General features: G+C 72.1%; 19 protein-coding genes and 2 pseudogenes. 9 read left to right on the top strand and 12 right to left on the bottom strand.

The genetic code is table 11. The features are described from left to right. The first annotated feature begins 151 nt into the window (after positions 1–151). Entirely contained in the window at positions 152–709 is a 558-nt protein-coding gene (locus Sfr03f_RS07175) for a hypothetical protein (RefSeq protein ID WP_159105576.1), read from the top strand. 199 nt (positions 710–908) lie between these two features. Here the strand turns inward: Sfr03f_RS07175 and Sfr03f_RS07180 are convergent, their stop codons facing one another. The 11 genes and pseudogenes from Sfr03f_RS07180 to Sfr03f_RS07230 form a co-directional block, all read right to left on the bottom strand. Further along, positions 909–1394 (bottom strand): integrase core domain-containing protein, encoded by a 486-nt coding sequence (locus Sfr03f_RS07180; RefSeq protein WP_245967438.1) that lies wholly within the window; start codon positions 1392–1394, stop codon positions 909–911. A 541-nt stretch (positions 1395–1935) separates the two neighbouring features. Beyond that, positions 1936–2595 (bottom strand): Tse2 family ADP-ribosyltransferase toxin, encoded by a 660-nt coding sequence (locus Sfr03f_RS31095; protein WP_245967516.1) that lies wholly within the window; start codon positions 2593–2595, stop codon positions 1936–1938. A gap of 33 nt (positions 2596–2628) precedes the next feature. After that, positions 2629–2897, bottom strand: a pseudogene (locus tag Sfr03f_RS31100) (RHS repeat-associated core domain-containing protein); the annotation flags it as partial. Between the two features lie 43 nt (positions 2898–2940). Next, positions 2941–3765 (bottom strand): alpha/beta fold hydrolase, encoded by an 825-nt coding sequence (locus tag Sfr03f_RS07190; RefSeq protein WP_108952819.1) that lies wholly within the window; start codon positions 3763–3765, stop codon positions 2941–2943. 160 nt (positions 3766–3925) lie between these two features. Next, positions 3926–6685 (bottom strand): ATP-binding protein, encoded by a 2760-nt coding sequence (locus Sfr03f_RS07195; protein ID WP_245967439.1) that lies wholly within the window; start codon positions 6683–6685, stop codon positions 3926–3928. Positions 6686–7004: 319 nt separating this feature from the next. Further along, positions 7005–7611 (bottom strand): annotated as a pseudogene (locus tag Sfr03f_RS07200) (low temperature requirement protein A); the annotation flags it as partial. Positions 7612–7666: 55 nt separating this feature from the next. After that, positions 7667–8026: a putative antibiotic biosynthesis monooxygenase gene (locus tag Sfr03f_RS07205; protein ID WP_108952821.1), complete on the bottom strand. Its 360-nt coding sequence runs from the start codon at positions 8024–8026 to the stop codon at positions 7667–7669. A 372-nt stretch (positions 8027–8398) separates the two neighbouring features. Beyond that, positions 8399–9856, bottom strand: a complete 1458-nt coding sequence (locus tag Sfr03f_RS07215; protein WP_174721539.1) for an aldehyde dehydrogenase family protein — start codon at positions 9854–9856, stop codon at positions 8399–8401. 385 nt (positions 9857–10241) lie between these two features. Further along, positions 10242–10565 (bottom strand): hypothetical protein, encoded by a 324-nt coding sequence (locus Sfr03f_RS30530; protein WP_170145021.1) that lies wholly within the window; start codon positions 10563–10565, stop codon positions 10242–10244. Positions 10566–10608: 43 nt separating this feature from the next. Continuing rightward, complete coding sequence (locus Sfr03f_RS07225) at positions 10609–11148, bottom strand: hypothetical protein (RefSeq protein WP_159105577.1); 540 nt, start codon at positions 11146–11148, stop codon at positions 10609–10611. A 355-nt stretch (positions 11149–11503) separates the two neighbouring features. After that, positions 11504–12865 (bottom strand): COG1470 family protein, encoded by a 1362-nt coding sequence (locus Sfr03f_RS07230; RefSeq protein ID WP_245967440.1) that lies wholly within the window; start codon positions 12863–12865, stop codon positions 11504–11506. Between the two features lie 215 nt (positions 12866–13080). Between Sfr03f_RS07230 and Sfr03f_RS07235 the strand changes: the two genes are divergently transcribed. From Sfr03f_RS07235 to Sfr03f_RS07250, 4 genes are all read left to right on the top strand, one after another. Then, entirely contained in the window at positions 13081–13812 is a 732-nt protein-coding gene (locus Sfr03f_RS07235) for a helix-turn-helix transcriptional regulator (protein WP_372514283.1), read from the top strand. A 194-nt stretch (positions 13813–14006) separates the two neighbouring features. Further along, positions 14007–17258: a DUF11 domain-containing protein gene (locus tag Sfr03f_RS07240; protein ID WP_108952825.1), complete on the top strand. Its 3252-nt coding sequence runs from the start codon at positions 14007–14009 to the stop codon at positions 17256–17258. Then, entirely contained in the window at positions 17255–17962 is a 708-nt protein-coding gene (locus Sfr03f_RS07245) for a Pvc16 family protein (RefSeq protein WP_108952826.1), read from the top strand. The genes Sfr03f_RS07240 and Sfr03f_RS07245 overlap by 4 nt, the downstream gene beginning before the upstream one ends. Further along, positions 17959–20406 (top strand): AAA family ATPase, encoded by a 2448-nt coding sequence (locus Sfr03f_RS07250; RefSeq protein WP_218028128.1) that lies wholly within the window; start codon positions 17959–17961, stop codon positions 20404–20406. The genes Sfr03f_RS07245 and Sfr03f_RS07250 overlap by 4 nt, the downstream gene beginning before the upstream one ends. Before the next feature lie 22 nt (positions 20407–20428). Here the strand turns inward: Sfr03f_RS07250 and Sfr03f_RS30865 are convergent, their stop codons facing one another. Further along, positions 20429–22369 (bottom strand): eCIS core domain-containing protein, encoded by a 1941-nt coding sequence (locus tag Sfr03f_RS30865; RefSeq protein WP_176586657.1) that lies wholly within the window; start codon positions 22367–22369, stop codon positions 20429–20431. Between the two features lie 256 nt (positions 22370–22625). On the opposite strand from Sfr03f_RS30865, the gene Sfr03f_RS07260 reads away from it, so the two are divergent. The 4 genes from Sfr03f_RS07260 to Sfr03f_RS30535 are packed head-to-tail and all read left to right on the top strand — an operon-like array spanning position 22626 to position 25304. Then, positions 22626–24170 carry a phage tail sheath family protein gene (locus tag Sfr03f_RS07260; protein WP_108952827.1) on the top strand — a complete coding sequence of 515 codons (1545 nt, stop codon included), beginning with the start codon at positions 22626–22628 and terminating at the stop codon, positions 24168–24170. Positions 24171–24217: 47 nt separating this feature from the next. Next, complete coding sequence (locus Sfr03f_RS07265; protein WP_108952828.1) at positions 24218–24658, top strand: phage tail protein; 441 nt, start codon at positions 24218–24220, stop codon at positions 24656–24658. Then, positions 24655–25149 carry a zinc-ribbon domain-containing protein gene (locus Sfr03f_RS07270; RefSeq protein WP_108952829.1) on the top strand — a complete coding sequence of 165 codons (495 nt, stop codon included), beginning with the start codon at positions 24655–24657 and terminating at the stop codon, positions 25147–25149. Before Sfr03f_RS07265 ends, Sfr03f_RS07270 begins: the two co-directional genes overlap by 4 nt. Continuing rightward, a complete protein-coding gene (locus tag Sfr03f_RS30535) occupies positions 25146–25304 on the top strand; it encodes a DUF6760 family protein (RefSeq protein WP_164540787.1) in 159 nt (52 codons plus the stop codon). Before Sfr03f_RS07270 ends, Sfr03f_RS30535 begins: the two co-directional genes overlap by 4 nt. The last annotated feature ends 907 nt before the right edge of the window (positions 25305–26211 follow it).

Here is a 26211-nt window from a genome sequence, read left to right on the forward strand (position 1 = left end):
CCGGGAGAGGCACAGCATTTCCGTTCTGAGTCGACGGCCAACTGGAGTACTAACTGCCGCGTTACACAGTTGAGATCTCATTGCTCTACAACTTCACGGCCCGCCGATCGTCTACCTGGGTGAAGCGTTGAACACTATGGGGGAGTTGCTCATGACCAGAAGCCGGATGCGTGCAGTGGCTGGGGCGTGCGCGACGCTCCTCTCGCTCGGCCTCACGGGGGCCGCACAAGCAGCGCCGCAGGCTTCGGGCACCGAGCCGGTGACCACTTACGAAAAGGGGCATGTGGTGGAGTGCACCGCGCAGCTGGAGCGGTACGACACCGTATATGTGTCGCTGTACAGCAACTCCGTGCACGGCAACCACACCCAAGTGGTGATCAGCAGCGCCGAGTCGGAGTACGCGGGCGCTGCCCAGCCCGAGAAGCTTTTCAGTCATGGCGCGATCCGGACCGTGGTGCCCATCTCGCCTGTCGACGGGCGTGTCGAGTCCGCCAGCAGTGCCGTCGTCCACGGTCGCTACGCCCTTGTTGGCGAACCGACGCCGTACAGCGACGAGATGTACGACGCGGGGTATCGCATCGTCACGACAGGGACTCATCAGGACATCAGCACTCGCCTCACCATCAAGGCCTTCGGCGAGAGGGCACCCCTTCAGTGCGACAACGCCCTCGCCTACGACCTGAGAATCACCAAGACTCCCGTCGTCTGACGATCGCCCACCGGTTTCCTGCAGCGGCTGCCACAGCCCTCGTGGCCTGTGATGTGGCGGCTTGCCGTACGCAGGTGTGCCCGCTGTACGGACGGGCGTGGGCACCGTCCGTACAGCGGACGCCTCGCGGTCCGTCAAAACCGCCTGTACTGCCGCAAAAACCGCTTCACATGTCTTGACCAGGAGCTTTACCGAGTGGTCAGCCTGCCCGGCGGCACTCGTTGATGAGGCCGCCGACGGTCTGTTTGTGCTGGATGCAAGGCGTGGGTAGAGGTATGACGTTGGGGTCGTCGAGCGGTGCGAGCTGGCCGCGGCCTTGGTGGGGCTGGTGTTCGTTGAAGTGCCGGGCATACTCGCGCAACAGCTTCTCGGCGTGGCCGCGGCCATGGATCAGCAGCCGGTTGGTGCACTCCTGGCGTGCGGAGCGTAGGAACCGTTCGGCGTGCGGGTTGCAGTTGGGGCTGCGCCGCGGGATCTTGATCACGGCGATCCCTTCGTCGGCGAATATGGCGTCGAAGGCGGCCGTGAACTTGGTGTCTCTGTCCCGGATCAGGTAGGAGAAGCGCTCCGCCCGGTCGCCGAGGTGCCACATGAGCTGGCTGACCTGCTGGGTGGTCCAGGCAGCGGTGGGGTGAGCGGTGACGCCGAGGATGTGCACGGTGCGGGTGCGGACCTCCATGATCATTGCGGACGCTAGACGGGCTCATTCCTGGAGGCCAGAGCTGGTCAAGGAGTTTGTACCGCTATGGGCGAATTGGTGACGGAGTGCTAGGATCTCCATATCTTTCGCCTGATCCCTTGTGGGCAACAGTCGTCTGAGGCCGAAGAGGGTCGATACGGTCAGGTAGAGCAGTCGGAACACCACAACCCGACATCTTCGCAGCCGACCGAAGCAGCTCCATCCAGTTCTTCTCTATGTGCTAGGGGACTGGTTGGCCGGCTGGGGACCGCTGACCTCCGACCGGGCTGTGAGCAGCGCGGATGCAATATCCGGCACCTACAGGGTCAGCCCAAGCGTCTTGGTGTCAGCGCCGACCGTGAAGTCTGCGGGGGTGAGCCATTGCCCTCTCACCCGGGCGGATGAGATCAACGGCAAGGACAGCACTACGGGGTCTTCCGAGTGGCCAGTCTGGCTCTACGAGAGGCCGAGAGAGTCACGGCGGACATGGTTCCAGCCGAGAGCGGTCTACGTCCCAATCCGCGGTGATGACGTGCGCCCTCACAGGTCATGGAAAATCATTCAGGAGGGACGAGGCAGCCCAGCGGAACTGCTCATCGTCGTCGCGGGATTCGATGAGGCCCGCCTCAACGAGTGCGAGGAGAGCGGCATGGAGACCGCGCGAGACGGGTCCCTCCGTCCAGAAAAGGCTCTTGCTCTCCGAAAACGGGACGTCTGGGGAGAGCGCCCCCAGACTCACGCCCAGGAGATAGGCGGCCTGGTCCCAATCCACCCAGTCCGCCATCGTCCGGGACAGCGGTAGCCGCTCGCTCACGTTTTCCTTCTCCATGGTCGCTCCGTGCCACTCAGTCTGGACAACTCGACTCCACAGTCCTCGAGTCGAGGACAGGAGTTCTTCGAATTCTTCGAGCATCTCGCGGGCCGGCCGGATGGTCACGTGAGCGCCGTGGTCCACCACTGCCCTGAGTCCCTCGGGGAGGTCGCGCGGGTTGATGGACCACATGTCCATGTTCTTGCCGGTGCCGCCGAAGGCGACCGGTCGGCGGTGCTGCGGAAGTCCTTCGGGATTGTGGGCGGCCGACATGCACTCGCCCGGCTTGACGGTGCCTTCGGGAGTCACGTGCACGTCTGGGTCTCCCTCGAGTCGGACGGCGAGCTGCTTCGCACTGCGCCCCTCGACCGGCAGGCCGTCCTCACCCATCTGCATGCCCCGATAGGCACGACCAGGTACGTCACCCGGCTGGTAGGGCGACAGCCCGCGCGGGTCGCACAGGGCTAGCGGGTTATGCACGTACGTCTCGGGATTCGGGGCCGGAGCGAGGCCGAGTGGATCCGGAGAGGTGTAGCGGCCGGTCTCCGGATCGTAGTGACGATGGAGGTCGTAGTGCAGCCGGTCTCGGAGTCGAAGTACTGCCTGGGGAAGCGGAGCGGCGTGTAGGTGGTGCTGTCGCGAGACCAGGCGGTGGCACCCCAGAGAGTGGTGCGAGTACGCCACGCGGTCCGGCCCGATTAGTCCCGTGCTGACGGGTTGTGTGTCGGTACCGGCCCGGTGTCAGCTCTCGATGAAGTCGAGGAGGTCGGCATTGACGGTGTCGGCGTTCACGGTGCACATGCCGTGGGACAGCCCCGGGTAGGCCTTCAGGCGTGCGTTCTTGACCACCGTGACCGCGATCTCGGCGGAGTTGGCGATCGGGACGATCTGGTCGTCGTCGCCGTGCATGAAGAGCGTGGGCACGTCGATCGCCCGGAGGTCGTCGGTGTAGTCGGTCTCCGAGAACGCCTTGATCCCCTCGTAGTGCGCCTGCGCGCTGCCGGTCATTCCCTGGCGCCACCAGTTCTGGATGACGCCCTGGGAGATGTCCGCGCCCGGGCGGTTGAACCCGTAGAACGGCCCGGAGGCGAGGTCGAGGTAGAACTGGGAGCGGTTGGTGGCCACGGCCTCGCGGAAGCCGTCGAAGACCTCGACCGGCAGCCCTCCCGGGTTCGATTCGGTCTGGACCATGAGCGGCGGGACCGCTCCGATGAGGACGGCCTTGGCGACCCGCTCGGCACCGTGCCTGGCGACGTACCGGGCGACCTCTCCACCACCGGTGGAGTGGCCGACGTGGACTACGTCGCGCAGGCCGAGGTGCGCCGCCACGGCGGCGGCGTCCGCCGCGTAGTGGTCCATGTCGTGCCCGTGGCCGACCTGGGCGGAACGCCCGTGCCCGCGGCGGTCGTGGGCGATGACACGGTAGCCGTGCTGGACGAGGAACAGCAGCTGGGCGTCCCAGTCGTCCGAGCTCAGCGGCCAGCCGTGGTGGAACATGACCGGTCGGCCCGAGCCCCAGTCCTTGTAGAAGATTTCGGTTCCGTCGCCGGCGGTGACGAACGGCATGGTCTGCTCCTCGTGGTCTCGCCCGGGTACCGGGCGGTTTCGATGTCTCCACGAGAATGGCTCGGCCACCGTGTCGGCAACCTCCGTCAGCTGACTGACATCCGGCCGACGGCTCGCCTACGTCAGTACCGGGGCAGTGCTGGGACCCGACCGGTGGCTCTCACAGCCGGGTGGCCGAAGGCTCGGGAGGCAGCGCCTCCAGTGCGTCGCGGAGCTCGGCCCGCGACGTGATCCCCAGCTTCGGGAACACACGGTAGAGATGCGACGACACGGTCCGCGGCGAAAGGAACAGACGCGACGCGATCTGCGGGTTGGACAGCCCCGTCGCCGCCAGCCTGGCGACCTGCAGCTCCTGCGGGGTGAGGGCCTCACCGGCCTTGCCCCGGCCGGTCCGCGTCATGCCGGTGGCGCGGAGCTCCGCCGCGGCCCGGGCCTCCCACGAACGGGCCCCGAGTTCCTCGAAGCGGTCGCGGGCGGCGGCCAGCTGCACCCGGGCGTCACGGTTGAGCCCTTGACGGCGCAGCCTCTCGCCGTACGCCAGACGAGCATGGCCGACCTCGAAGGGCCACTGCTCGACGCCCGGCAGCGCGAGTGCCTCTTCGAAGCACCGGACCATGTCCCCGGCAGCCGATGTCATCGCCGTGACCGTGGCCGTGCTCAGCGCGAGCCGCGACGAGAGGTGGCCGACACCGGCGTCGCGCAGCGCGTCCGCGTGCCGCCGCGCCTCCGCGTGCCGCCCGGTGCGCACGGCGGCCTCGACGAGGTCCGGCGCGGACCACACGGCCTCGGGGTTGAACGGCGGCAGCACACCTGGGGCGCAGATCGCCGTGGCGTGCCTGAAGGCCGTCTCGAAGTCGGCGGCGCCGAGGGCAGCCCGGGCCGCCGCCTGGTGGGCGCAGTTCTCCAGCCGCCGCAGTCCCCTGGGCCCTGACCACCCCCAGACGGCCTCGCAGTGGCGGCGGCACGCGTCGAGGTCGCCGCGCTGGGCCGCGGCCATCGCGGCGATGTAGTGCCCAACCTGGGCGAACAAGTGGTATCCCGTCTCCTCGGACAGTGCGATGAGCTCGTCCGCGGCGTCGGCCGACGGCTGCCACCGGCCGGTGTAGAGGTCGTCCAGGGCGACGAACATCAGGGCCGGCATGCTCGACCCCACCGCGCCGCCGTCACGTATCACCCGGGACACGGCCTCGCGACAGCCCGGAAGCCGGTCGAGGTAGGAGGCGGTCAGGGCGGTGCGGATGACCACGTCGGCGTTGCTCTGGTCCCTCAGTCGCGCGATCTCCTCCTCCAGGCGGCGCAGCATGCCGTCGGTGACGGAGCCGAGGTCGTGGTGGACACGCCCCAGGGACGCCGCGGCGGCGGGCGACGCCGCGGGAAGCTGTGCAAGGACCTTGAACAGAGGGTGCCAGTGCTCGGGCCGGCCCGAGTACTGGCTGGCGAGCGTGAGGGTGAAGAGCGCGGTCTCCAGCTCGCCGGACGGCGGACCGGGTGACATCGGCGCCTGCTCGATGGCCTCCATCAGCAGCGTGTGGGCGGTGTCGGCGTCCCCTTCCGTGACGAGCACGAGGAAGCCGGCCGTCGCGGCCGCCGAGAGCGACCGGGCAGCCGGATCGCCCTCGACCTCACGCATGATCTCGTGGCTGACCTCCAGATGGCCCGCGACCCAGGCGGCGACGTAGGCGGCCTGTGACAGGCGGCGTCTACGGGCTGCTCGGTCGGGGCTCAGCTCGGCCGCGCGCCGCAGCCTCGCGATCGCGCCGTCGGCGTCACCGCGTCGCAGGCTGCTGCGGGCCGCCGACTCCACGACGGCGGCGACCACCTCGTCGGGCGCCGTCGTGGCTCTCGCGAGGTGGTCACCGCGCCGCTCGGGCTGGTCGCCCAGCGCGTCGGCCAGCCGACGGTGGGCGGTGCGCCGCTGCTCGCCGGTGGAACCGTCGACCACCGCGGACCTGACCAGCGGGTGCCTGAAGCGCACCGTGCGGCCGTTCTCCGCGACCATGACCAGGTGGTCGCGCTCTGCGGGAGCGAGTCCGTCGAGCCCGCCCGCTCCGCCGGCCGCCTCGACAATGCCGAGGTCGCCGGAGCCCTCGAGAGCCGCGAGCAGCAGTACCTCGCGCGTTCTCTGCGGTAGCCGTCCGACGCGGGCGCTGTACAGAGCGCGCACGTCCCGTCCCTGGCCGCTCACCCACCCCGCCCCCTGGCCGTGCTGGCCGTCGGACGCTGCGGTGGACCCGGCGAACTCGAGCAGAGCCAGGGGGTTTCCCTGTGCCTCGTGCGCCAAGGTCGAAAGGACCCGGCGGGGGAGGTGGGCGAAGCGCCGGGACAGCAGTCGCAGGGCGTCCGCGTCGTCCAGCGGCGCGATCTCGAGCTCCGGCAGACCGGTGGACCGGAAGGATTCGTCGGACTCCTCTCGCCGTGCTCCGAGCAGCCCGATGCGGCGACCGCCCAGTCTTCTGGCGACGAAACCCACTGCGGCCCGGCTCGCCCGGTCGACGGCATGAAGGTCATCGACCACGAGGAGCAACGGTCGCTCCTTCGCGGCCTCGTCGAACAGGGACAGTGCCCCATTGAGGACGGCGATCCGGCTCGGCACGGGGCCGGCGCCGAGACCGAGGGCGACCTCGAGGGCCTCCCGTGTGGAATGCGGCAGACGACCGAGCTCGTCCGGCAGCGAGCCGACGAGCTGATGGAGTCCCGCGAAGCTGATGTCCGTCTCGTACTCGTCGCCGCTCCCGCGGACGACCCGCATTCCCTTCGCCACCGCCAGCTCGGCGGTCGCGTCCAGAAGTGCCGTCTTGCCCACGCCCGGATCGCCGGTGAGCAGCAGGGCGGCTCCGTTCATCCCGGCCGTGTCCAGGAGCGCCGCGAGCTCGGCGAGCTCACCCTCCCGGCCGACCAGTCCGGTCGGGCCGACGCCCATGTCTGTCCTTGACCTCGCCCACATCCGCCGTGTCCCCCGCTATGCCTCGCGAGGCAGTCGAACCTTCAGCCACGCACTTGACCAGCAATTGTTGCACCCACCGGCGAACGGAGCCTGGAGCCATCTGCTTCGCCGGCACCCGCAGCTCCCGGAGGAAGAGCATGCAGAACACCAGCCGGGCGCTGTGGCCGCACCGCAACAACAGCACGAAGGTCACGTGGATCACCGTGCCGGTCGTCCCCCGCCCGGCGAAGAGAGCTGGCCGTAGGCGTACCGGAGAAAGTCGCCCTGGGCCTCGCCGTGCAGGCTGGCGCCCGGTTCACAGAACTGGCACCGCGACGCCTTCCTCTTCCTCGCCCATCCCGCGCTCCGGGCTCGCCTCGAGCGCCGTCAGCGTCACCCCGGTTGCCACCGCCACCGCCAGCGCCACCCCGCCGCGAGCACCGCCCAGTGACCCAGGAACATACAGACGACCACCAGCAGCGCCGTGGCCGGCAGGACCGACTGCTGGGCGATCCCCACCTTGTGGAAGCGCGAGTGCAGCGCCCACACCATGAGGAGGAACAGCGCTGCCGGCAGCGTCACCGCTGCCGACGCCGACAGCGCCGAAAGGTGCGTCCCGCCCACCGCCTGCTCCACCGCGGCCTCCAGGCCGGCCCCGATCGCGGCACCCGAGGCGAAGATCAGGTAATGGCCGTAGCCCCAGAGGAAGGACCGCCGGTTGGATCGGAGGTGCCCGTGGATGGGAACCGCGGAGTGCACCCACCAGGCGGCGAAGACGATCAGTAGGGGTGGGCCCGCTCCGCATACAGCGGCACGGCCATCTCCAGCAACGCCATCACCAGGAAGACCCACGGGCGGCCGGCCTCCGGCAGGGCCAGGAGCCCCAGCCAGCCGATCCGGCACTCGCGCCGTGAGCCTGCGTAGTGGTCTGTGGTGCGGGCACCGCGGAGCACACCGGCGGCGGAGCCGGGCTGCTTGTCATCTGGTGAGCCAAGCTCCGAAATGCCGCTGCAGTCGGGGATTGATCTGCCAGACCATCGCTGCTGCCGCCGCCGGGACGAGTACAGCGAGTCGCACCGGCAGGTACAGATCCTCCAGAACAGGATTCGTGGCCAGGCCCAGCAGGACGATGGTGGGGTAGATAGCGCACACGGTGAGGAGCCACAGCTTCCAACGCCGGACGGCGGCCGGAACGGTGGGGACAAGCCGAGGTTCGGCGTTCGCGTACGCGTTCCGACTCTGCGCCCGGAGCGTGTGCCGGATGTCTGTCACTGCCGGTGGACTCGGCAGTCCAGGATCGTCGGCACCGTAGGCATCGGAAACAGTTCTCTCGTTCATGGACCACTCCCAATCGACATGCGGCGTATCGTTTTGCTTCCATCGGTTCCTGCGCGACCGAGGCGATGTTGGCGCTGCGTGGTGGGCGGCCCGAGCGCAACAGCGGCATCCGTTGCCGGGTGGGCAGCGCAGGGCCCAGATGGCTCACCGCCAGCCGCTGCTGGTATCCGTTTGCCGGCATGCTTCGGATGGTGCCGTTCCGAGCGGGTAGGCCGGCGATGCATTGGCCGGCCCCGAAGCGTTGCGCGACCGGCACCCGTCGCAGCGGGTTACGACCGTGCGGCAACAACTGGTGCCTGGCTCCCGCAAGCTCCTCAGCCAGAGGAGGGCTACCCGGCGCCCAGTTGGGCGCCGGGCCAGGCGATGATCTGATCAGTGCGCGGACTGGGTGTGGTCCTGCTCCACGTACACCTTGAGGGCCTGGAACTCCTCGATCGCTCGCGGGCCGCACAGGTAGCCGTAACCGCTTCCCTTGACGCCGCCCTCCTCGAAGTCCTCGCTGATGGCTCCCCAGGTGTTGATCCACACCGTGCCGGTGCGGATGCGCCGGGCGATCCGGCGGGCCTTCATCGAGTCCGAGCTGAACACCGAGGCGGCCAGGCCGTAGATGGTGGCATTCGCCTTGGTCACCGCGTCGTCCTCGTCGTCGAAGATCTCGAACGTCTGGACCGGACCGAAGACCTCCTCCTGCACGATCCGGACGTCGGTGCGGTCGACCTCGATCAGGCTCGGCCGGTAGAACGCGCCGGCGGCCAGCGGGCCGTCGGTGACCACACCGCCGCGCAGCAGCACCGTGCCGTACGAGGTGGCTTCCTCGACGATCGCGTCCACCCGCTGGGCGGACGCCCGGTCGATCACCGGGCCGAGCTGGGCCTTCTCGTCGTCGCCCGACCCGAGCCGCACCTGCGCGAGTGCGGCGGTGAGCCGAGTGCGCACCTGGTCGGCGATGTCCCGGTGAACCAGTACACGGGAGCCGGTGCAGCAGAACTGCCCGTTCATCAGCACCAGCGACTGCACCACGGTGGGGATCACCATGTCCAGATCGGCGTCGGGAAAGATCACCATGGGCGCCTTGCCGCCCAGTTCCAGACCGATCCGCTTGAGTGTGGTGGAGGCCGCGGCCGCGATACGGCGCCCGACCGGCGTACTGCCGGTGTAGTTGATCACGTCGACCTTGTCCGAGGAGACCAGGAACGGGGCCCCGGTGTTGCCGGACTCGGTGAAAACGCTGACCACACCCGCCGGGATCTCCGGAACCGAGGCCAGGACCTGCGCGAAAAGCTCATTGGTCAGTGCCGTCTGAGCCGGAAGCTTGACCACGACGGTGCAGCCGGCGGCCAGCGCCGGGCCCAGTGCCCGCACGGTCAGCATGATGGGAGAGTTCCAGGGAGAGATGATCCCGGCGACACCGAGCGGCTCGGGCACCGAGTGGGTGTACTGGCCGGGTGCCGTCTCGGCGGCGCGCCCGGCGGTCTGGGTGCGCGTAGAGGCCGCCGCGTACCGCAGCCACCCGACCGCACCGCTGACCTCCCACGTGGTCTCACCCAGCAGCTTGCCGTTCTCCCGGGACAACATGGCCGCGACCTCGGGTACCCGGGCCTCGAGGGCGTCGGCCAGCCTGCTGAGTGCTGTCGACCGGAGCGAGGGAGTGCGCGCCCATTCGGTGGTCGTGAACGCGGCGGCGGCTGCGTCCACGGCGGCCGAGGCCTCTGCCTCGCCACCGTCGTAGAACGAGCCGACGACGGTGCCGTCGGCCGGGTTGATCGATTCCAGAACCGAGCCGGAGCCGGTCCACTGTCCGTTGATCCAGTGCTGCGCGATGGTGTTCATGGTCCGCTCCTCGTGGACCCGCCCAGGTACCGGGCGGTTTCGATGTCTCCACGAGAATGGCTCGGCGGCCGCGACGACAGCCTCCGTCAGCTGACTGACATCCGGCCGACGGCAGGCTTGGTACTCCAGTCAGAATCAGTGTCCTGAGCTGGTTCTTCTTCGGTAGTGGCATCGCCGGGCGGTGGCTTGGTGGCGGCGTCGCCAGGACCCGGTGCTCGCGCAGTACGTCAACGACCGGCCCTACGCGGCCTCGTCGCTGGTGACGGTCGCGCTGAGCGCGTCCGGGCGAAACCGGTTGCGTCCACTTCTTCTCGACCAGGCAGGGGTGCCGGGCGAGCAGCGCTCGGGGAGACGGTCGGAAGAAGGAGGAGGCCGGCGGGAAGGGTCAGCCCTCCACCTCGGTCTTGGGACGCGGTGCCATGAAGAGGACGTCGGTGCCCCCGTGATACGCCTGGGCGGCAAGTTCCGCGGCCTTCTCCGTGTAGGCGGAGTCCTTCTCCATTGCAGTCCGCCCGTGCCGCGCCCGGTTTCGGACCGGCCAGTGTCCACGGCCGGGGTGGCCGCGAACGGTGCCGACGCCGATGCCGGTACCGATTACTCCACCGGTCACGCCCTTCCACACGTCCACCGAGTTCTTGAAGTCCTCGGCCCTCTGTTGGGCGGGGCCCACGATGGCCTCCTGCAGGCCGACCGTGAGCGTGCCCGACATCTGACCGGAACCATGCGCGATGTTCGTGATCCGCAACGGACACTCAGTTCGGTGACGCCTCGGCCGATCCCTTGAGGGCGACAGCGGCGCACTTTCTGTCGATGCCCGTCAGCACCAGTCCGGCGAATCCCTGGGCTGTGTCGGCCGTCGGGTCATCGGGTTGGGTGGCGGCCAATTCCTCCGCTGTCATCACGCCCGTCATGACGTCCAGTGTCCACTCGCCCTGCTGCAGGTACCAGAAGGCGCCGAAGTCTCCCGAGTGTCCACCGGTCTTGCGCCACCCGCTCTCCTTCAGCGCGGCGACGACCGCCTCGGCGGCAGACTGGTCCGGCTCGTCCGCCGTTCGGATCTTGGCGTTCACCACGCAGTGGCCAGTGGGGTCCGACGGCGGCAGCTTCGCGAACTGCGGCCGTGCGAAGCCTCCGGCGTCGACGGCCCTGCGGATGTCACGAGTGACAGCCGCAGGAGTGAGTTCCGCGGTCCTTGCGGCGGCAGAGGTCTTTCCGGCCTCGCCGCCCGGCGCCTGATCGGCCTTACTGCTGCCGGTGCCGCAGGCAGCCAGCATGGAGGCTGCGACGAACACCGTCAGAACTGTCCCCACCCTGCGCAACGCTTCTCCACTGGTCCGTAGTCGTGTCGGCGCAGTCTCGCACGAAGGTGCGAGTCGCGGAGAGATCAACAGTGCCGTCCATCTCACCTGTGCCCTTGCGTCCCGATAAGCCGGTCGGCCGGCAGAAGAGCCTAGAGGTGCAGGCGCAAAGAACCGGGGACGGCGAGGTCGCCACTTGGGAGTGCGAACCGGACAGGCATCGCCCCCTGGCCGGGGGTCGAGGTGTCGCTTTCCGGACCCATGCTGATTGTTTCCGGTCGGAACAAGAGTCAACTCTTGAGAGCTAGAGGGCAATTCGTCCGACAATGCTTGAGGGGTGGGACCGGAGTCACTGTGTGATGCGGCTGAGTACGCCGCTCACGTTCAGAACCTCGTGGCACTCCTTCGCCTGTCGGCCGGACGCCGGTGTCCCGGGCTTCCCGCAGGTCACTTCGATGGTCACGGTCTCGTTCTCGGCGATCTTGATGGGGGTCACCCAGTGGTAGTCCTGGTTGCGGAAGGTCTCCAGCGCGATCGTGGTGATCTTGCGATCGCCGAAGGTGATCGTCAGCAGCCCCTCGTCGCCCTGGAAGTTGGCGACAACGATGTCCGTCACTCCGAGGACACTGCCCGCGGGAACCTGGTAGGTACCGGTCTTGGTCTCCCCGCCGGCCGTCTGCACGTCGATGGTCTCGGAGATCTGGGGGCCGCCGGTGACCGCGGCGCCGTTCTCGACCGAGGCGCCATCGCCTGCTCCGGCGGACGCCCCCGTCCCCTGGCCCTTGGCGTCGGTGCCCGACCCGGAGGCGGCGCCGGCGCCCTGGGGCTGTCCTTCCGCTCCCTGCTCCCCGGCGGCCGAGGGGTTCGGTGCGACTGCCTCGGCGGCGGCCTCCTTGGCCGCGCTGCGTACCGCCGGGCGGACCAGTGTGAACCAGGCGAGCAACAGGGCGAGCAGCGCCGCGAGCACCACGAGCAGCCACCGTGGGAACACCGGGATCTGGACGAACTCGGCGTCCAACGGCGTCCGGACGACCGCTTCGTCGGGCCGGGGCTCCTGGTCGCCGGACTTCGCGGTGGCCGTGGACGTGGTGTCCGTGGTGTCGACGGTGAACGGCCACACCACGGGGGCGCCGAACCACACCGGGGTGCCGATGCGGACACGCAGGCCGATCTCCGCCGACTCGCCCGGATCGAGCTTGCGATCCGCCGGAGTGAAGGCGAAGCCCAGCTCCTCGCCGGCCTGGGCGGCGGTGAAGCCCACCTCCACCGGCGAGTTGCCCCGGTTCTGCACGGCCAGCCGGTAGCGGCCGCGCAGCCAGCCGCGGCGACGCCGGGGGGCCAGCTCACTGTGCAGCTCCCGGAACTCCTCCACGTGCACGGTGGTTTCGAGCACCCGCACCGCGTCGGGATGTTCGGCGGGAAGGACCCGCACGCCGAGGGGCATCTCGCCGGCCCGGACCTCCGAGGAACGCGGCGGGGCGAGCCGGACGGTCACCGTTTCGGACGTGCCGGGATAGAGCGAGACCCGAGCGGGTTCCACAGTGGTCCAGGAGGCGCAGTCCCCGACGATCTCCAGGCTGTACGCCTCGACGATGTCGCTGTCGTTGCGGACGGTGAGACTGGTCGTGGCGGTGTCACCCGGTGCCACGGTCACTTCCGGGATGTCGAGACCGGGAGCGCCGGAACGGGAAGAGGCTGCAGAAGGCGTCACGCCGCCACGCTAGGGCCGTGCCCGGGCCGTCACGACGGGCGCGGGGGCAGACCCCGGGCAGTCACGGTGCCCCGGCGGTCACGCACGTCCCGCGGCAGGAGTCGGCGGCCGTCGCCACGGTCGGGTAGCTCGCGGGCGCCGCCTTCCCTCACACGCCCCCACCACCCCGCACCGCCGCACGACTTCACCCCCCTCACGTCAGACAGGTAGCCGTCATGCCCACCACTGTGAAGGCCGCACCGGCCGACTCGGCCCCCACGCCCGCCCCGACACGTATGCCCACGCAGGCCTGGACCACGCGGAGCGCGCCCCGCCCCGAACGCCCCGAGCGCGTGACCGTGGGCGTCTACGCCGCGGACCCGGTCCTGCGCCTGGGCGTCGTCCAGCAGTTGCGCCAGCGCCCCGAGGTCGATCTGGTCGCCGACCTGGACGCCGAACTGGCGGAGGTGTCGCTGGTGGTCGTGGACCACGTCGACGACGAGGTGGCCGCCCTGCTGGACAAGCTGCGGCACAACTCCCGCACCCGTACCGGCCTGGTGGTCGCGACCCTCGGCCCCGGCTCGCTGCAGCGCGTCATCGAGTGCGGTGTGGCGGCCGTGCTGCGGCGCGCCGAAGCCGACCAGGATCAGCTCCTGCGCCTGGTCATGGCCATAGCCAACGGCGAGGGGGTGCTGCCCGGCGACCTGCTCGGGAAGCTGCTCACCCACGTCGGCAGTCTCCAGCGCTCGGCGCTCGACCCGCGGGGGGTGTCCCTGTCCACGCTGACCGCGCGGGAGGCGGACATGCTGCGCATGGTGTCGGAGGGCCTGGACACCACGGAGATCGCCCGCAAGACCGCCTACTCCGAGCGGACCGTCAAGAACGTCCTGCACGAGATCATCACGCGGCTGCAACTGCGCAACCGGGCCCACGCGGTCGGCTACGCGCTGCGCAACGGCCTGATCTGACGGCCCCGGCACGTCCGGCCCGGCACGTCCGGCCCAGCACCTCCGGCACGTCCGGCCCGGGAACGGGTGCTGCCCGAAAGCGCACTGCGCGCTTCCCCCGGGTATGGCCCCGCCGCCCTGCCACCGCGCGCGCGAGGTGACGCAGGGTGGCGGGGGCACGTCCGGATGCCGCGCAGACTGCTAGGGAGACCGTGATGAGAACCGCTGGCCCCGGCAGGCGGTACCGCCTGGGGCGGTTCGGTGTGGTGTCGTTGTTGCTGCTCCCGCTGCTGGGGGTGACCGCGGCGTCCGGGCAGGACGACGCGGCGTCCGCGTCGCGGGTGGCCGCGGCCGCTGCCACCCGCGACGCCGCTGCCACCCGGGTCGCCTACGCCGGCACCCGGCATCGCAGCCTCGGTGAGGTGGCCACCACCACCTCCAGCGTCCCCCTGTCCGACCCGGGACCGGCCCACTTCGACGCGCAGCCGTCCGCCCTGGGCGACCGGCTGGTCTTCACGAGCCGCCGCGACGAGAAGAACCCGCAGGTCTATCTGCGGTCCGCCGACGGCTCCGCACTCCGCCTCACCCACGGCATGAACGCGGCACACCCGCGGCTGACGCCGGACGGCGGGTCCGTGGTCTTCGACTCGGCCGGACCCGGCGGCGCGGACGGCGGGAGCCAGCGCGACCTGTGGCTGGTGCGCACCGACGGCACCGGACTGGTGCAGCTGACCGACACCCCCGCCGACGAGGAGTGGCCGACGGTCTCCCCGGGCTCCCCAGGCTCCCCGGGCTCCCCGGGCTCCCCGGACCGGCGGCGCCTGGCGTACTCCACGGACAGCGACCCCTCGGCCGGCCGGCAGATCCACGTGCGGCCCCTGGCCGGCGGGGACGCCGTGCGGGTCACCGACCCCGCGAGGGGGACGGCCACCGAACCGGTGTGGAACCCGGTCGACGACGACGAGCACCGGGACCTCATCGCCTACACCTCCACCCCCGCCGGATACGGGCAGAACGGCACCCGGCTGCGGGTGACCGACGGGACCGACGGGTCCACCGACAAGCCGCTGCTCGGCGGCGCACGGGCCGAGTGGCGGGCCCACGGACCCGCGTGGCTGCCCGGCGGGGACGAGGTGCTGTTCCTGAGTCCGGAGATCACCTGCGAGTGCGAGGGCGACTGGGACCACGTGTTCCGGACGCCAGCCTACTCCGCCGCCACTCCGGCGCTGGTGCTCGACGAGGACCGCGAGGTCCTCTCGCCCACCTGGCTCGGCCCGCTGGACGGGGGCCGCGCGGTCGTGGAGCGCACCACGGCATCCGGACCGCACGTGGCGACGCTGCAGGACGTGCGGCTCGACGGGGCCGATCCACGGGACCTGGGGCAGACGATCCTGACGGAGGACCCGGAGGCGGACACGAACACCGACCCCGCCAAGGACCCGCTGTTCCGGCCGAGAGCCGGATACGACCCGTGGACCGAGCGGCAGAGCTACACGCCCGACGGCCGCCGGATCGTGTTCACCCGGTTCGAAGGCGCCGGGGACCGCCGGACCGAGCGGATCCGCATCGTGGACGCGGACGGCGCGAAGCCGGGCTACCTGCCGCTCCAGGAACGCGGCCCGGACGACTGGGACACCGACCCGGCGTTCTCGCCGGACGGAAAGCGGCTCGCCTTCACCCGGGTGTCGCCGGGCGGCGTCGGCGAGGCCGCGGGGACCAGCCGCATCCTCATAGCGGACGCGGCGAGCGGCGATATCACCGGCAGGATCACCCCGCCCGGGGACTTCAAGGGCCAAGACGCCCAGCCCACCTGGTCCCCCGACGGCACCACCCTGGCCTTCACCCGTGACCACGTGATCGGCGGACGCGGCGGCAGCAAGCACATCTGGACCGTGCCCGTGGCCGACCCGGGCAAGCAGCACGACCTGAGCGACGAGATCTGCCCGGGCGACTGCGAGGTCATCGACGACAGCCCCGCCTTCTCCCCGGACGGGCGCAGCATCGCCTTCAACCGGAAGAGCGGCGGCGGCCGGATCGACGAGCGCAACGGCATCCTCGTGACGACCGTGTCGGGCGACGCGTGTCGGGTCCTGCTGCCCGCCGCCGCCCGCGACCAGGCCGGCGCCTGCGGCCGGGACCTGCCGGACACCACCGACACCGGCCCGCACCAGCCGCGCGACGCCGCCTGGACGGCCGACGGCGCGGGCCTGGTGTTCAGCGCCCGCGCCCGGGTCGCCGCCAACAGCCCCGAGAGCATCAAGTTCCTGGACATCGCCTCCGGCGACCTCGTCTCCCTGACCGGCGCCCTCCCGGGCCGCCAGAAGGAGCCGAGCGTCCAGCAGTCCGTGGACCTCGCGGTCCGGGCGCCCGACGGCACCGGGGAGGTCACCGTCGGCCGTTCCACCACGGTCCGCGTCGACGTGGTGAACAACGGCCCCGCCGCCTCGCCCGGCACCCGGCTGACCGTCGCGCCGCCGGCCGGCGTCCAGATCACTGCGATGACCTGGCCCGGGGACGACTGCGACGCCGCCTCCCTCCAGTGCGACCTCGGTGTGGTGCCGCCCGGCACGACGGTGCCGGTCGACGTCACCCTCACCGGGCTCGTCCCCGGCGACGCGCAGGTCGGCTGGTCGGTCACCGGCACCGTCCTCGACCCGCGGCCCGACGACAACGCGGGCCGGACCGTGGTGCCGGTGCGTGAGGCCCCGCCGACGCCGACCCCGTCGCCCACCCCCACGCCCACGCCGACCGCGCCGCCCACCACCCCGCCCCCCACCACCGCGCCGCCGGCCACCGTGCCCCCGGAGCCGCCCGCGCCCGCGGCCGGGCCCGGGGTGCGGGTCACCGCACAGCCGAACCCCGGCTACGTCGGCGGGCGGGTCGTGGTGACGTACACCGTGCGCAACGGCCGCAACGCGCTGGCGACCGGACTGCGGCTGCGCGTCGGACTGCCCGCGGGCATCCCGGCCGGCAAGCGGCCGCCCGGCTGCGACGCCTCATGGTCGTGCGCGCTGCCGGACCTGGAGCCGGGCGCGAGCACCGTCGTCCGGGTCGTCCTGCGCCCCGACAAGGCGCTGACCGGCCGGGTCACCGGCGAACTCACCACCACCGGGACGGACGCCGACCGCGGTGACAACACCGCCCGGCAGCGGCTGCGCATCCTCCAGCCGCGCATCGTCGCGGTGCCGGACATCGGCAAGCCCGGTTTCGTCACCTCGGTGCGCGGCGAGGACTTCCCGCCGGGAGCGCCGGTGCGGTTCGCCTGGAAGCCGGGCATCACCGCGGCGGCCGCGCCCACCGTGCCGAAGCCGGACGGCACGTTCACCGGCCAGTTGCTCGTTCTCGCCAAGGACCGGACCGGTCCGCGGGTCATCACGGCCCGGGGCCCCGGCTTCTCCCCGGTGAGGACCGACTTCCTGGTGGTCACCGGCAGCGTGCAGCCGCCCGACGAGGTGACCCGCCGGTGATCCACGAGGTCGACGAGGGACTGCGCCGGCTGCTGGGGGAGTCGGGCCTGGAGGCGTCGGGCGTCGAGGTGGTCTTCGACGCGCCCACCCGGGACTGGGCAGCGCGGCGCAGCGCACCGACGGTCTGCGTCTTCCTGTACGACATCCGCGAGGACGCCGTCCGGCGCGGCAGCGGCGCCGGCGAGGTGTACGACGCGGACGGGCACCTCGTGGCGCGACGCACGCCGCCCCGGTGGTTCGAGCTGACGTACCTCGTCACGGCGTGGGCGAGCCGCCCGCAGGACGAGCACCGGCTGCTCTCGGAGGTGCTCACCTGCCTGGTGGCCACCGACACCCTCCCCACGCGGCTGCTCACCGGCACGCTCGCGGAGCTGGGCCTGACCGTCGCCCTCGACACCGCGGGGGCGGCGGCCGACGTACCGGCCGCCGCCGACGTGTGGTCGGCGCTCGGCGGGGAGCTGAAGGCCTCCCTCGGAGTGCGGGTGCGGGCGCCGCTCGCCGGGGCGACCACGGCCACCGCCCCGCCGGTCACCGAGGGACTCGTCGTGCGGTCCGCCGCGCGGCACGGGGGCGGGGAGACGGAGCCCGGGCGCCGGCTGCGCTACCTGGAGACGGGCGATCCCGGTCCGGAGGGCTTCGCCGGCCCCCGCGAGCGGGGAGCCGCGCCCGCCCGGCGCCGCCGCCGGGGGGACCGCCAGCCATGACGCACGCCGCCGACCCGCCGCCGTGCGACCACCCCGACGCCCAGGCCACGACCGAGCCGGCGATCGGGACCGTGCCGGGGAGCGGGACGGAGCCGGGCACCGCGACCGAGCCCGGGACCGGGACCGGGCCGGGCACCGCGACCGAGCCCGGGACCGGGACGGAGCCGGGCACCGCGACCGAGTCCGGGACCGCGAACGAGCAGGGGACCGAGCCGGGAACCGGGCCCGTGACCGGCCCGGGGGCCGGGAACGCCGTCCGGGCCCGGTCCACCACCCGACGTGCCGACCGGGCGGCCGACGCCGGTCCGTCCGTCGCCCGGTCCGGTGCGGCAGTCGCCGGTACGTCGCCCGCCGACCCGGACGGCGAAGGTGAACCCGCGGCCGGCGCCGACCCGCTGTGGGCCCGGCTGCGCGCCGTCGAGGAACGGGTGCGGCACGCGGTGGCGGTACGGCGCGCCGCCGACCCCGACCCCGGCGACCCGTACCGCGGGCAGTACCTCACCCCCGAGGCGGTGGCCCGCATCCTGGACGAGCCGGGCGGTCTGGGCGTGCCCGGCCACGAGCCCTGGCAGCCGCCGGCCGGTTCCGTCCTCGGCGGGCTCGCCGCGCGGTTCGGGCTGTCGCCGCTGGAACTGGACCTGCTCCTGGTCGCGGTGGCGCCCGACCTGGACGCGCGGTTCGAGCCGCTCTACGGCTACCTCAACGACGACCTGACGCGCCGCAGGCCCACGGTCGGGCTCGCCCTGGAACTGTGCGGGCTCTCCTCCGCGGGGCCCGGCAGGTTCCGGCTCGCCGCAGGAGCGCCGCTGGTCGACGGCGGTCTGCTGACGGTCACCGAGCCGGAACGGCCGCCGCTCTCCCGTGTCCTGGCCGTCCCCGACCGGGTCACCGCGCACCTCCTCGGCGCGGCGCGGCCCGACGCCCGGCTCGCCGGCCTGCTCGGCGAGGCGTACGAGGACCCGGCCGCCGACCCCGCGGAGGTCCACCGGGCCGCGGCCGCCGCGGGCACCGGCAGCGGTCTCGTCCACCTGCGCAGCCGGGGCGGCGACGCGGAGGGCCTGGCCGTCGCGGCCCTGCGCGCGGCCGGGCTGCGCCCGCTCGTCCTGGACGCGGCAGCGCTCGCCCGGCGCCCCGGCGACGTGCCCGAGGTGGCGCGGCTCGCCGCGCTGGAGAGCCGTCTGACGGGGGGCGGTGTCGTCCTCGGCCCGCTGGAGGCGCTGGCCGGGGAGCCCGCCGACCGGGCGCGGACGCTGCGGGCGGTGTGCGGCGCGCTGCGCGGCCTTCCCCTCCTGACGCACGGCTCCGGCGGCTGGGACCCGCTCTGGGCACCCGACAGCCCCGTCGTGCTGACCGCGCCGGCCCCCTCACCCGAACGGCAGGCCGAGCGCTGGCGCCACGTCCTGGACCGGGTCGCGGCCTCCAGCACCGGCACCGGCACCGGCGGTGCCGTCGGCGTCGACGAGCTGGCCCGGGCGGTGGCCGCCCACCGGCTGGACTCCGCGCAGTTGCGCCGCGCGGCCGACGTCGCGGTGCGCACCGCCACCCTGGCGGGCCGTCCGGTCGGCCCCGACGACCTGCGCGCCGCCGTGCGCGCGCAGAACGGCGCGGGACTCGACCGTCTGGCCCGCCGGGTCGAACCGGGGGTCGGCTGGGACGACCTGGTCCTCCCGCCGACGACCCACCGCCGCCTGCGCGAACTCGCGCTGCGCGCCCGCCACCGCGACCAGGTGCTCGGGCAGTGGGGCATGCGGCCCGGCGGCGGGCGGGGACGCGGCGTGATCGCGTTGTTCGCGGGGGAGTCCGGCACCGGCAAGACCATGTCGGCCGAGGTCGTCGCGGCGGACCTCGGCATGGACCTGTACGTCGTCGACCTGTCCACCGTGGTCGACAAGTACATCGGGGAGACCGAGAAGAACCTGGAGCGGATCTTCACGGAGGCCTCCGCGGTCAACGCCGTGCTCCTCTTCGACGAGGCCGACGCGATCTTCGGCAAGCGCTCCGAGGTGAAGGACGCGCGCGACCGGCACGCCAACATCGAGTCCGCGTACCTGCTCCAGCGCATGGAGTCCTTCGACGGCATCGCCGTGCTGACCACCAACCTGCGGGCCAACCTCGACGAGGCGTTCACCCGCCGCCTGGACGTGGTGGCCGACTTCCCGGTGCCGGACCCCGGCCAGCGCCTCGCCCTCTGGGACCGCTGCCTGGGCGACCGCCTGCCCCGGGCCGACGACCTCGACCTCGCCTTCTGCGCGGACCGCTTCGAGCTGGCCGGCGGGTCCATCCGCTCCTGCGCGGTGACGGCGGCCTACCTCGCGGCGGAGACCGGCATCGCGCTGACCATGCGCCAGCTGATCACCGCGATCGCCCAGGAGTACCGGAAGCTGGGCCGCCTGATCCTGCCCAGCGAGTTCGGACCCCACCTGGCGGCAGCCACCGAGGCCTGACGGCCCGTCCTCCCCGGGGTGGTCAGGCGTACTCGATGTGCCGTTCCTCCACGTGGACCGGGCCCGGCACCATGGCCTGGGGGCGGATCACGTCCTTGAGGAGGAAGAGCAGCAGGTCCCGCGCGTTCTTGGCGCGCAGCACCTGCCCCGCCTTGGGATCGACCTCGTCGATCCGGTGCACCTCGGCGAGGGCGCGTTCGACCAGGCCGGGGACGATGTCCCGGCCGACCAGCAGGTTTTGGTGCAGCAGTTCGGGGCGCTCCACCTTGGCGGCCGGCTCCCTCCCGACCTTGGGGCCGGTGTACACCTGCCTGCCCTTGGCCTCGTCGGCCAGCTGGCCTCGCACCTTGTTCCACTCTGTGCGGCGTTCCTGGGTCACGTCCTGCGGGGCCGGCGTCCCGCCGATCCCGTCGCGCTTGTGCTCGCGCAGTCTGGCGAAGCCCTTGTTGTTCTTGATGAAGTGGTTGACGTTCTTCGAGACGCTCTGCAGCTCGACGGCCGGGTCGCGCTTCGCGAGCAAGGTCGGGAACTCCCGTGCCGAGAAGTCGCTGAGCATGATCCAGCCCTTGCTGAGCAGGCCCGACTCCTCCAGGCCCAAGGTGATGCGGGTCTTGCGCCCCTCGTCGCCACCCGCGCCGGGCCCGGTGAAGCGGGATTCGCGGAACGCGGCGTCGGGCGCCTCGAGGTAGAAGAAGACGAAGCCCGTGTTGGCCAGGACGTGGACGTCGTAGGGGTCCGTGTTGTTCTCGCCGCCCCCGTGATACGCCTCGAGGCCTGCCCGGGACTGCATGCCGTCGCCGAGGAGGCCCTTGACCCTCTTCTCCGGGGTGTAGTGGCGGACGACGAAGGTGCGCAGCTCCTGCTCCAGTTGACCGCGCATCCGCCCGTACCACTCGGCGTCCGCCGGGCTCGCGTTCTCCGCCTGCAGACCTTCCAGGTTCATCGCCGACAGCGCCTCGAAATAGGGCCGCCCGGTCCGTTCCATGGCACCCGTGTTGTACGGGAAGGCCTCCTCCGTCCAGAGCAGCCCCTGCTGCGTCATCAGGTCGTAGGCGCCGTCCTCCCCCTGCAGGGTCGTCCGGAGGGTCTCCAGCTCGCCGGTGACGAACCGCAGCTCGGCGGCCACCGTGTCCCGCACCGGACCGGGTGCGTCGGGGAGCAGCGCCTGGATCGCCCGCAGTTCCTGGATCTGCAGCTGCAGGTCGAAATCCTTGAGCTTGTCGTAGCGCGCCACGGCGGTGGACACGTCGGCCGTGACTGCCTCGTCACCGATCTGGTCGGCCAGCGGGGTCGCGGAACGGCGCTGGACGGCGGGATCGGCACCGGCGGTCGCCGTCGGCGCGGCCCCGTCGTGCGACGACGGGGCCTGCGGTGCCGGGCCGGCCATCACCCGGTGCGCGTTCGCCTCGGCCTCGCGTTCGAAGCGGTCCGACGGGTCGGACACGGCAAGGCCCGCGCCGTTGTCCGTGCCGGAGACCGGGCCCTGACGCTGCTGGACGACGTGGGTGAGCTCATGGGCGAGGGTGTGCCGGTCACTGCCACCGTCACCGATCACCACATGGCTGCCCGAGGTGTAGGCGCGGGCGCCGATGGCGCGGGCCGAGCGTGCGGCGGCGTGGCCGGTGTGCATGCGGACGTCGGAGAAGTCGGTGCCGAACCGCGACTCCATGTCCTGGCGCACCGGCGCGGCCAACGGCTTGCCGGGCGAGCGCAGGATGTCGTGCACCCCGTGGTCACCCACCCCGTGGTCGTGCTCCTCCTCGGCCGTCCCCGGGCGGGCCCGGCGGGCGATCATCGCGGTCACCGCGGCGTTGCCCGCGCCGCGCTGGGCGGCGTGGAGGGAGCCGGCGGTGAGCGGGGGCGGTACGGCGGCGCCGCCCGGGGACGCCTTACGGCCGGCTGCCGGACCGGCGGCCGGCCGCTCGTTGCCCTCCTGCTCGGCGCGCGACCTGGACGTCCGCATCTGCTGCCTCCTCGTCGACGCACCCCGGGTGCGGCCTCCAGTGGAACGCGCGGATCCCCGGGACGTCCATGCCCCGAGGGGCAGAGCGGGGGCACACCCGAGGGGCGACCGGGCGGTCGTCGCGTGCGGCCAGGGGCAGCGGCGCTGCCTCCGGCCAGGTCCGCACGGCCCTGTCACCTGGTGGTTCCGCCCCGCAGACTCGGCCTGGACACAGGTGACAGAACCGCCAGGAACCGCAGGACCCGAAGGAGCGAGCATGCCGACGTACCTCACCCCGGGCGTGTACGTGGAGGAGGTGCAGTCCGGTGCCCGGCCCATCGAGGGGGTGGGCACCGCGGTCGCCGCGTTCGTGGGGTTCGCCGAGACCGGCCCGTTCCACACGCCGACGCTGGTCACCAGCTGGGACCAGTACACCCGGACCTTCGGCGGCTTCACCGAGGGCACCTACCTCGCCCACTCCGTCCACGGCTACTTCGCCAACGGCGGCGGCACCGCGTACGTCGTGCGTGTCGGCGGCTCCCCGGACGACGCCTCCGCCCCGGCGGCGCAGGCGACCGAGGCGGCCCGGCCGGCCGAACTGGGCGGCTTCCTGGTCGCGGCCCGGCCGGGCGTCACCGGCGTGTCGGTGGAGATCGCCGACGCGGACGGCGAGAACCCGCCGGAGGACCGCTTCAGGTTCCTGGTCCGCCGGGGCGACCAGGTGGCGGAGACGTACGAGGTCTCCACCCGGAAGAACGTCAAGGGGTACCTGGTCAACCAGGCGCGCGCCTCCAAGCTCGTCGAGGTCACCGAACAGCAGGGCGCCCCGCAGACCAGGCCCGCCAACCAGACCGTGGCGCTGACCGACGCGCCGGCCGCGCCCGCGTCCTCCGGCTCCGGCGAGGTGGCCCGCCTCGGCGCGGCCGAGTACGTCGGCGACGCCGGTGACCGCACCGGCTTCGGCGGCCTGGAGGCCATCGACGAGATCACCATGGTCGCGGTGCCGGACCTGATGAGCGCCCACCAGCGCGGCGACATCGACGCCGAGGGCGTGCGCACCGTGCAGCTCGCCGTGATCTCGCACTGCGAGCAGATGGGCGACCGGGTGGCCGTCCTGGACACCCCGCCCGGGCTGACCGCCCAGCAGGTGCGGACCTGGCGCAACGACGAGGCGGGCTACGACTCCCGTTACGCCGCCCTGTACTACCCGTGGGTGCGGGTCTTCGACCCGGCCGCCGGCCGCAACACCACCGTCCCGCCGAGCGGTCACATCGCCGGCGTGTGGGCCCGCAGCGACGCCGAGCGCGGCGTGCACAAGGCGCCCGCGAACGAGGTGATCCGCGGCGCGGTCGACCTGGAGCTGCGGCTCAGCAAGGGCGAGCAGGACCTGCTGAACCCGATCGGCGTGAACTGCGTCCGCGCCTTCCCCGGCCGGGGCATCCGCATCTGGGGCGCCCGCACCCTCTCCTCGGACCCGGCCTGGCGCTACCTGAACGTGCGCCGGCTCTTCAACTACCTGGAGGAGTCGATCCTCCTGGGCACCCAGTGGGTGGTCTTCGAGCCGAACGACGACCGGCTCTGGTCGAGCATCCGGCGCAACGTCACGGCGTTCCTCACCGAGGAGTGGCGCCGGGGCGCGCTGTTCGGCCGCACCGCCGAAGAGGCGTTCTACGTGAAGTGCGACCGCGACAACAACCCGCAGGAGTCCATCGACCAGGGCCGCGTCGTCTGCGAGATCGGCGTCTCGCCGGTCAAGCCCGCGGAGTTCGTGGTGTTCCGGCTGGCCCAGTTCTCCGACAGCACCAGCCTCATCGACGAGTGATCCCGGGGACCGGGCAACGGCTCCGCAAGGAAAGGTGACAGACAGTCATGGCAACGGGCGATGCGCTCTCCACCCACGTCTTCGGCGTGCAACTCGGTGGCTACCTGGTCGAGTCGATCCAGGAGATCAGCGGGCTGACCGTCGAGGAGGACGTCGTCGAGATCAAGCAGGTCAGCGCCGAGGGCAAGCAGATCATCCGCAAGCAGCCCGGCGGCCGGCAGGCGGGTGAGATCACCATCACCCGGGGACTCGACCAGAGCAGCGAGTTCACCAACTGGATCAAGGAGACCCTGAACAACGGCGCGGTCAACGCCGCGCGCCAGAACATCACCATCGAGATCAAGGACACCGAGGGCAGCACGGTCCGCCGCATCCAGCTGATGCAGGGCTGGGCCTCCAAGTGGGAGGGCCCGTCCCTGAAGGCGGGGGAGTCCTCCCACGCCACCGAGACCGTCACCATCGTGTTCGAGGAGATCGTCGTCGAATGAGGCGCCGTACGGTGACGGCGGGCAACCTGGAGGAGATCCTCCAGGTGACGGCACCCGCCCAGGCGACCGAGCAGCCGGCGGCACCGCCCGCCGCCGCCCCGCCGCCGAGGGAGGACCACGGGCTGCGCACCGAGTTCGAGTTCGAGCTGCCGCGCGGCTACGTCGACGAGGCGGGCACCGTCCACCGGCACGGCGCGATGCGCCTGGCCACCGCCCGGGACGAACTGCGGCCGCAGATCGACCTGCGGGTCAAGGAGAACCCCGCATACCTGAGCGTGGTGCTGCTGAGCCAGGTGATCACCCGGATCGGCTCCGTCACCGACGTGCACGCCGGGATCGTGGAGAGGATGTACGCCACCGACGTGGCCTTCCTCCAGGACTTCTACCGCCGCGTCAACAGCGAGGGGCACACCCGGGCGGCGGTGACCTGCCCGCACTGCGAGGGCGGCTTCGAGGTCGACCTCTCGGGCGGGCGCCTGGGGGAATCGTGACGTACGCCCTTCCCCGGCTCCGGGAGGAGATCGCGTACGTCGCCTATCACTTCCACTGGCCCCGCGAGGAGATCCTCGACCTGACCCACGACGAGCGCCGTCAGTGGGTGGCCGAGATCGCCCGCATCAACACCCGTGTGAACGAAGGCGGTTGAGCACATGGCATGGCGGGACAGGTTGCGCCGCCGGGCCGCCGGACCGACCGCCGCGGACCCCGCGCGGCGCACCGAACGCTCCGTGGCCGCAGCGGGCGGCCCGTCCGGCGAGGGCCCGGACCGGAGCGCGCCCGACGCCGGGATCTACTCCGTGCCCGGCGACTGGGACGGCGGCTGGCGCCGGACCCCACCGCCGCGGCTCACCGTCTCCCGGGCCCCGCTCGGTGTCAGTGACGGCCTCGCCTTCCGGGCCGACCTCGCCGCCTGGCAGAATCCCTCGTTCGACTCCGGCCTCGGTCACGCCGTGCTGCCCACGGCACCGACCGGCCTGGTGCGCGGCGTCACCCGCCCGGCCGCTCCGCAGGTCACCCGCACCGGCGGGGGGCCGCTGTTGCTGCGGTCGCTGCGGGCTGAGGGGGCCGACGGGCAGCACGGCGGCGCGGCGGACCCGGGGGTGGTGGACGCCCCTGCGTCGGACGCCCGCGTGCGTGGTGCCGGGGCTGCGGGGGGCGCGGCACGGTCGTCGGCCGACCGGGCTCCGCGGGTCGCGCGACGGACGGGGCCGGGAGCGCGGGCTTCCGACTCGGCGTCGTCCGGTGCGGCCACGGCCTCGTCCGGTGCGGCGGCTGGGTCCGGTGCGGCCTCGCCCGGTCCGGTTCCGGCCGGTGCGGAGTCCGTGGTGGCGCGTCCGGGAAGTGCCGGCGCCACCGGCGGCGGAGGTACGGGCGACGCTCCGCGCGAGCGCGGTCTGACGTCCGGGTCCTCGCCCGCCGTGCTCTCCGCCCGGACGTCCTCAGCGCCTCACGCCGTCCAGCGGGAGGCGGAGCCGGGCACCGGACCGGTCGTGCCGCCCGTCGACGCCGGCCGTGGGGCGACCCTGCCGGAGATCCCGCTGGTGCGGCGTGTG

This window comes from Streptomyces fragilis (assembly GCF_003112515.1).
Classification (GTDB): Bacteria; Actinomycetota; Actinomycetes; order Streptomycetales; family Streptomycetaceae; genus Streptomyces; species Streptomyces fragilis.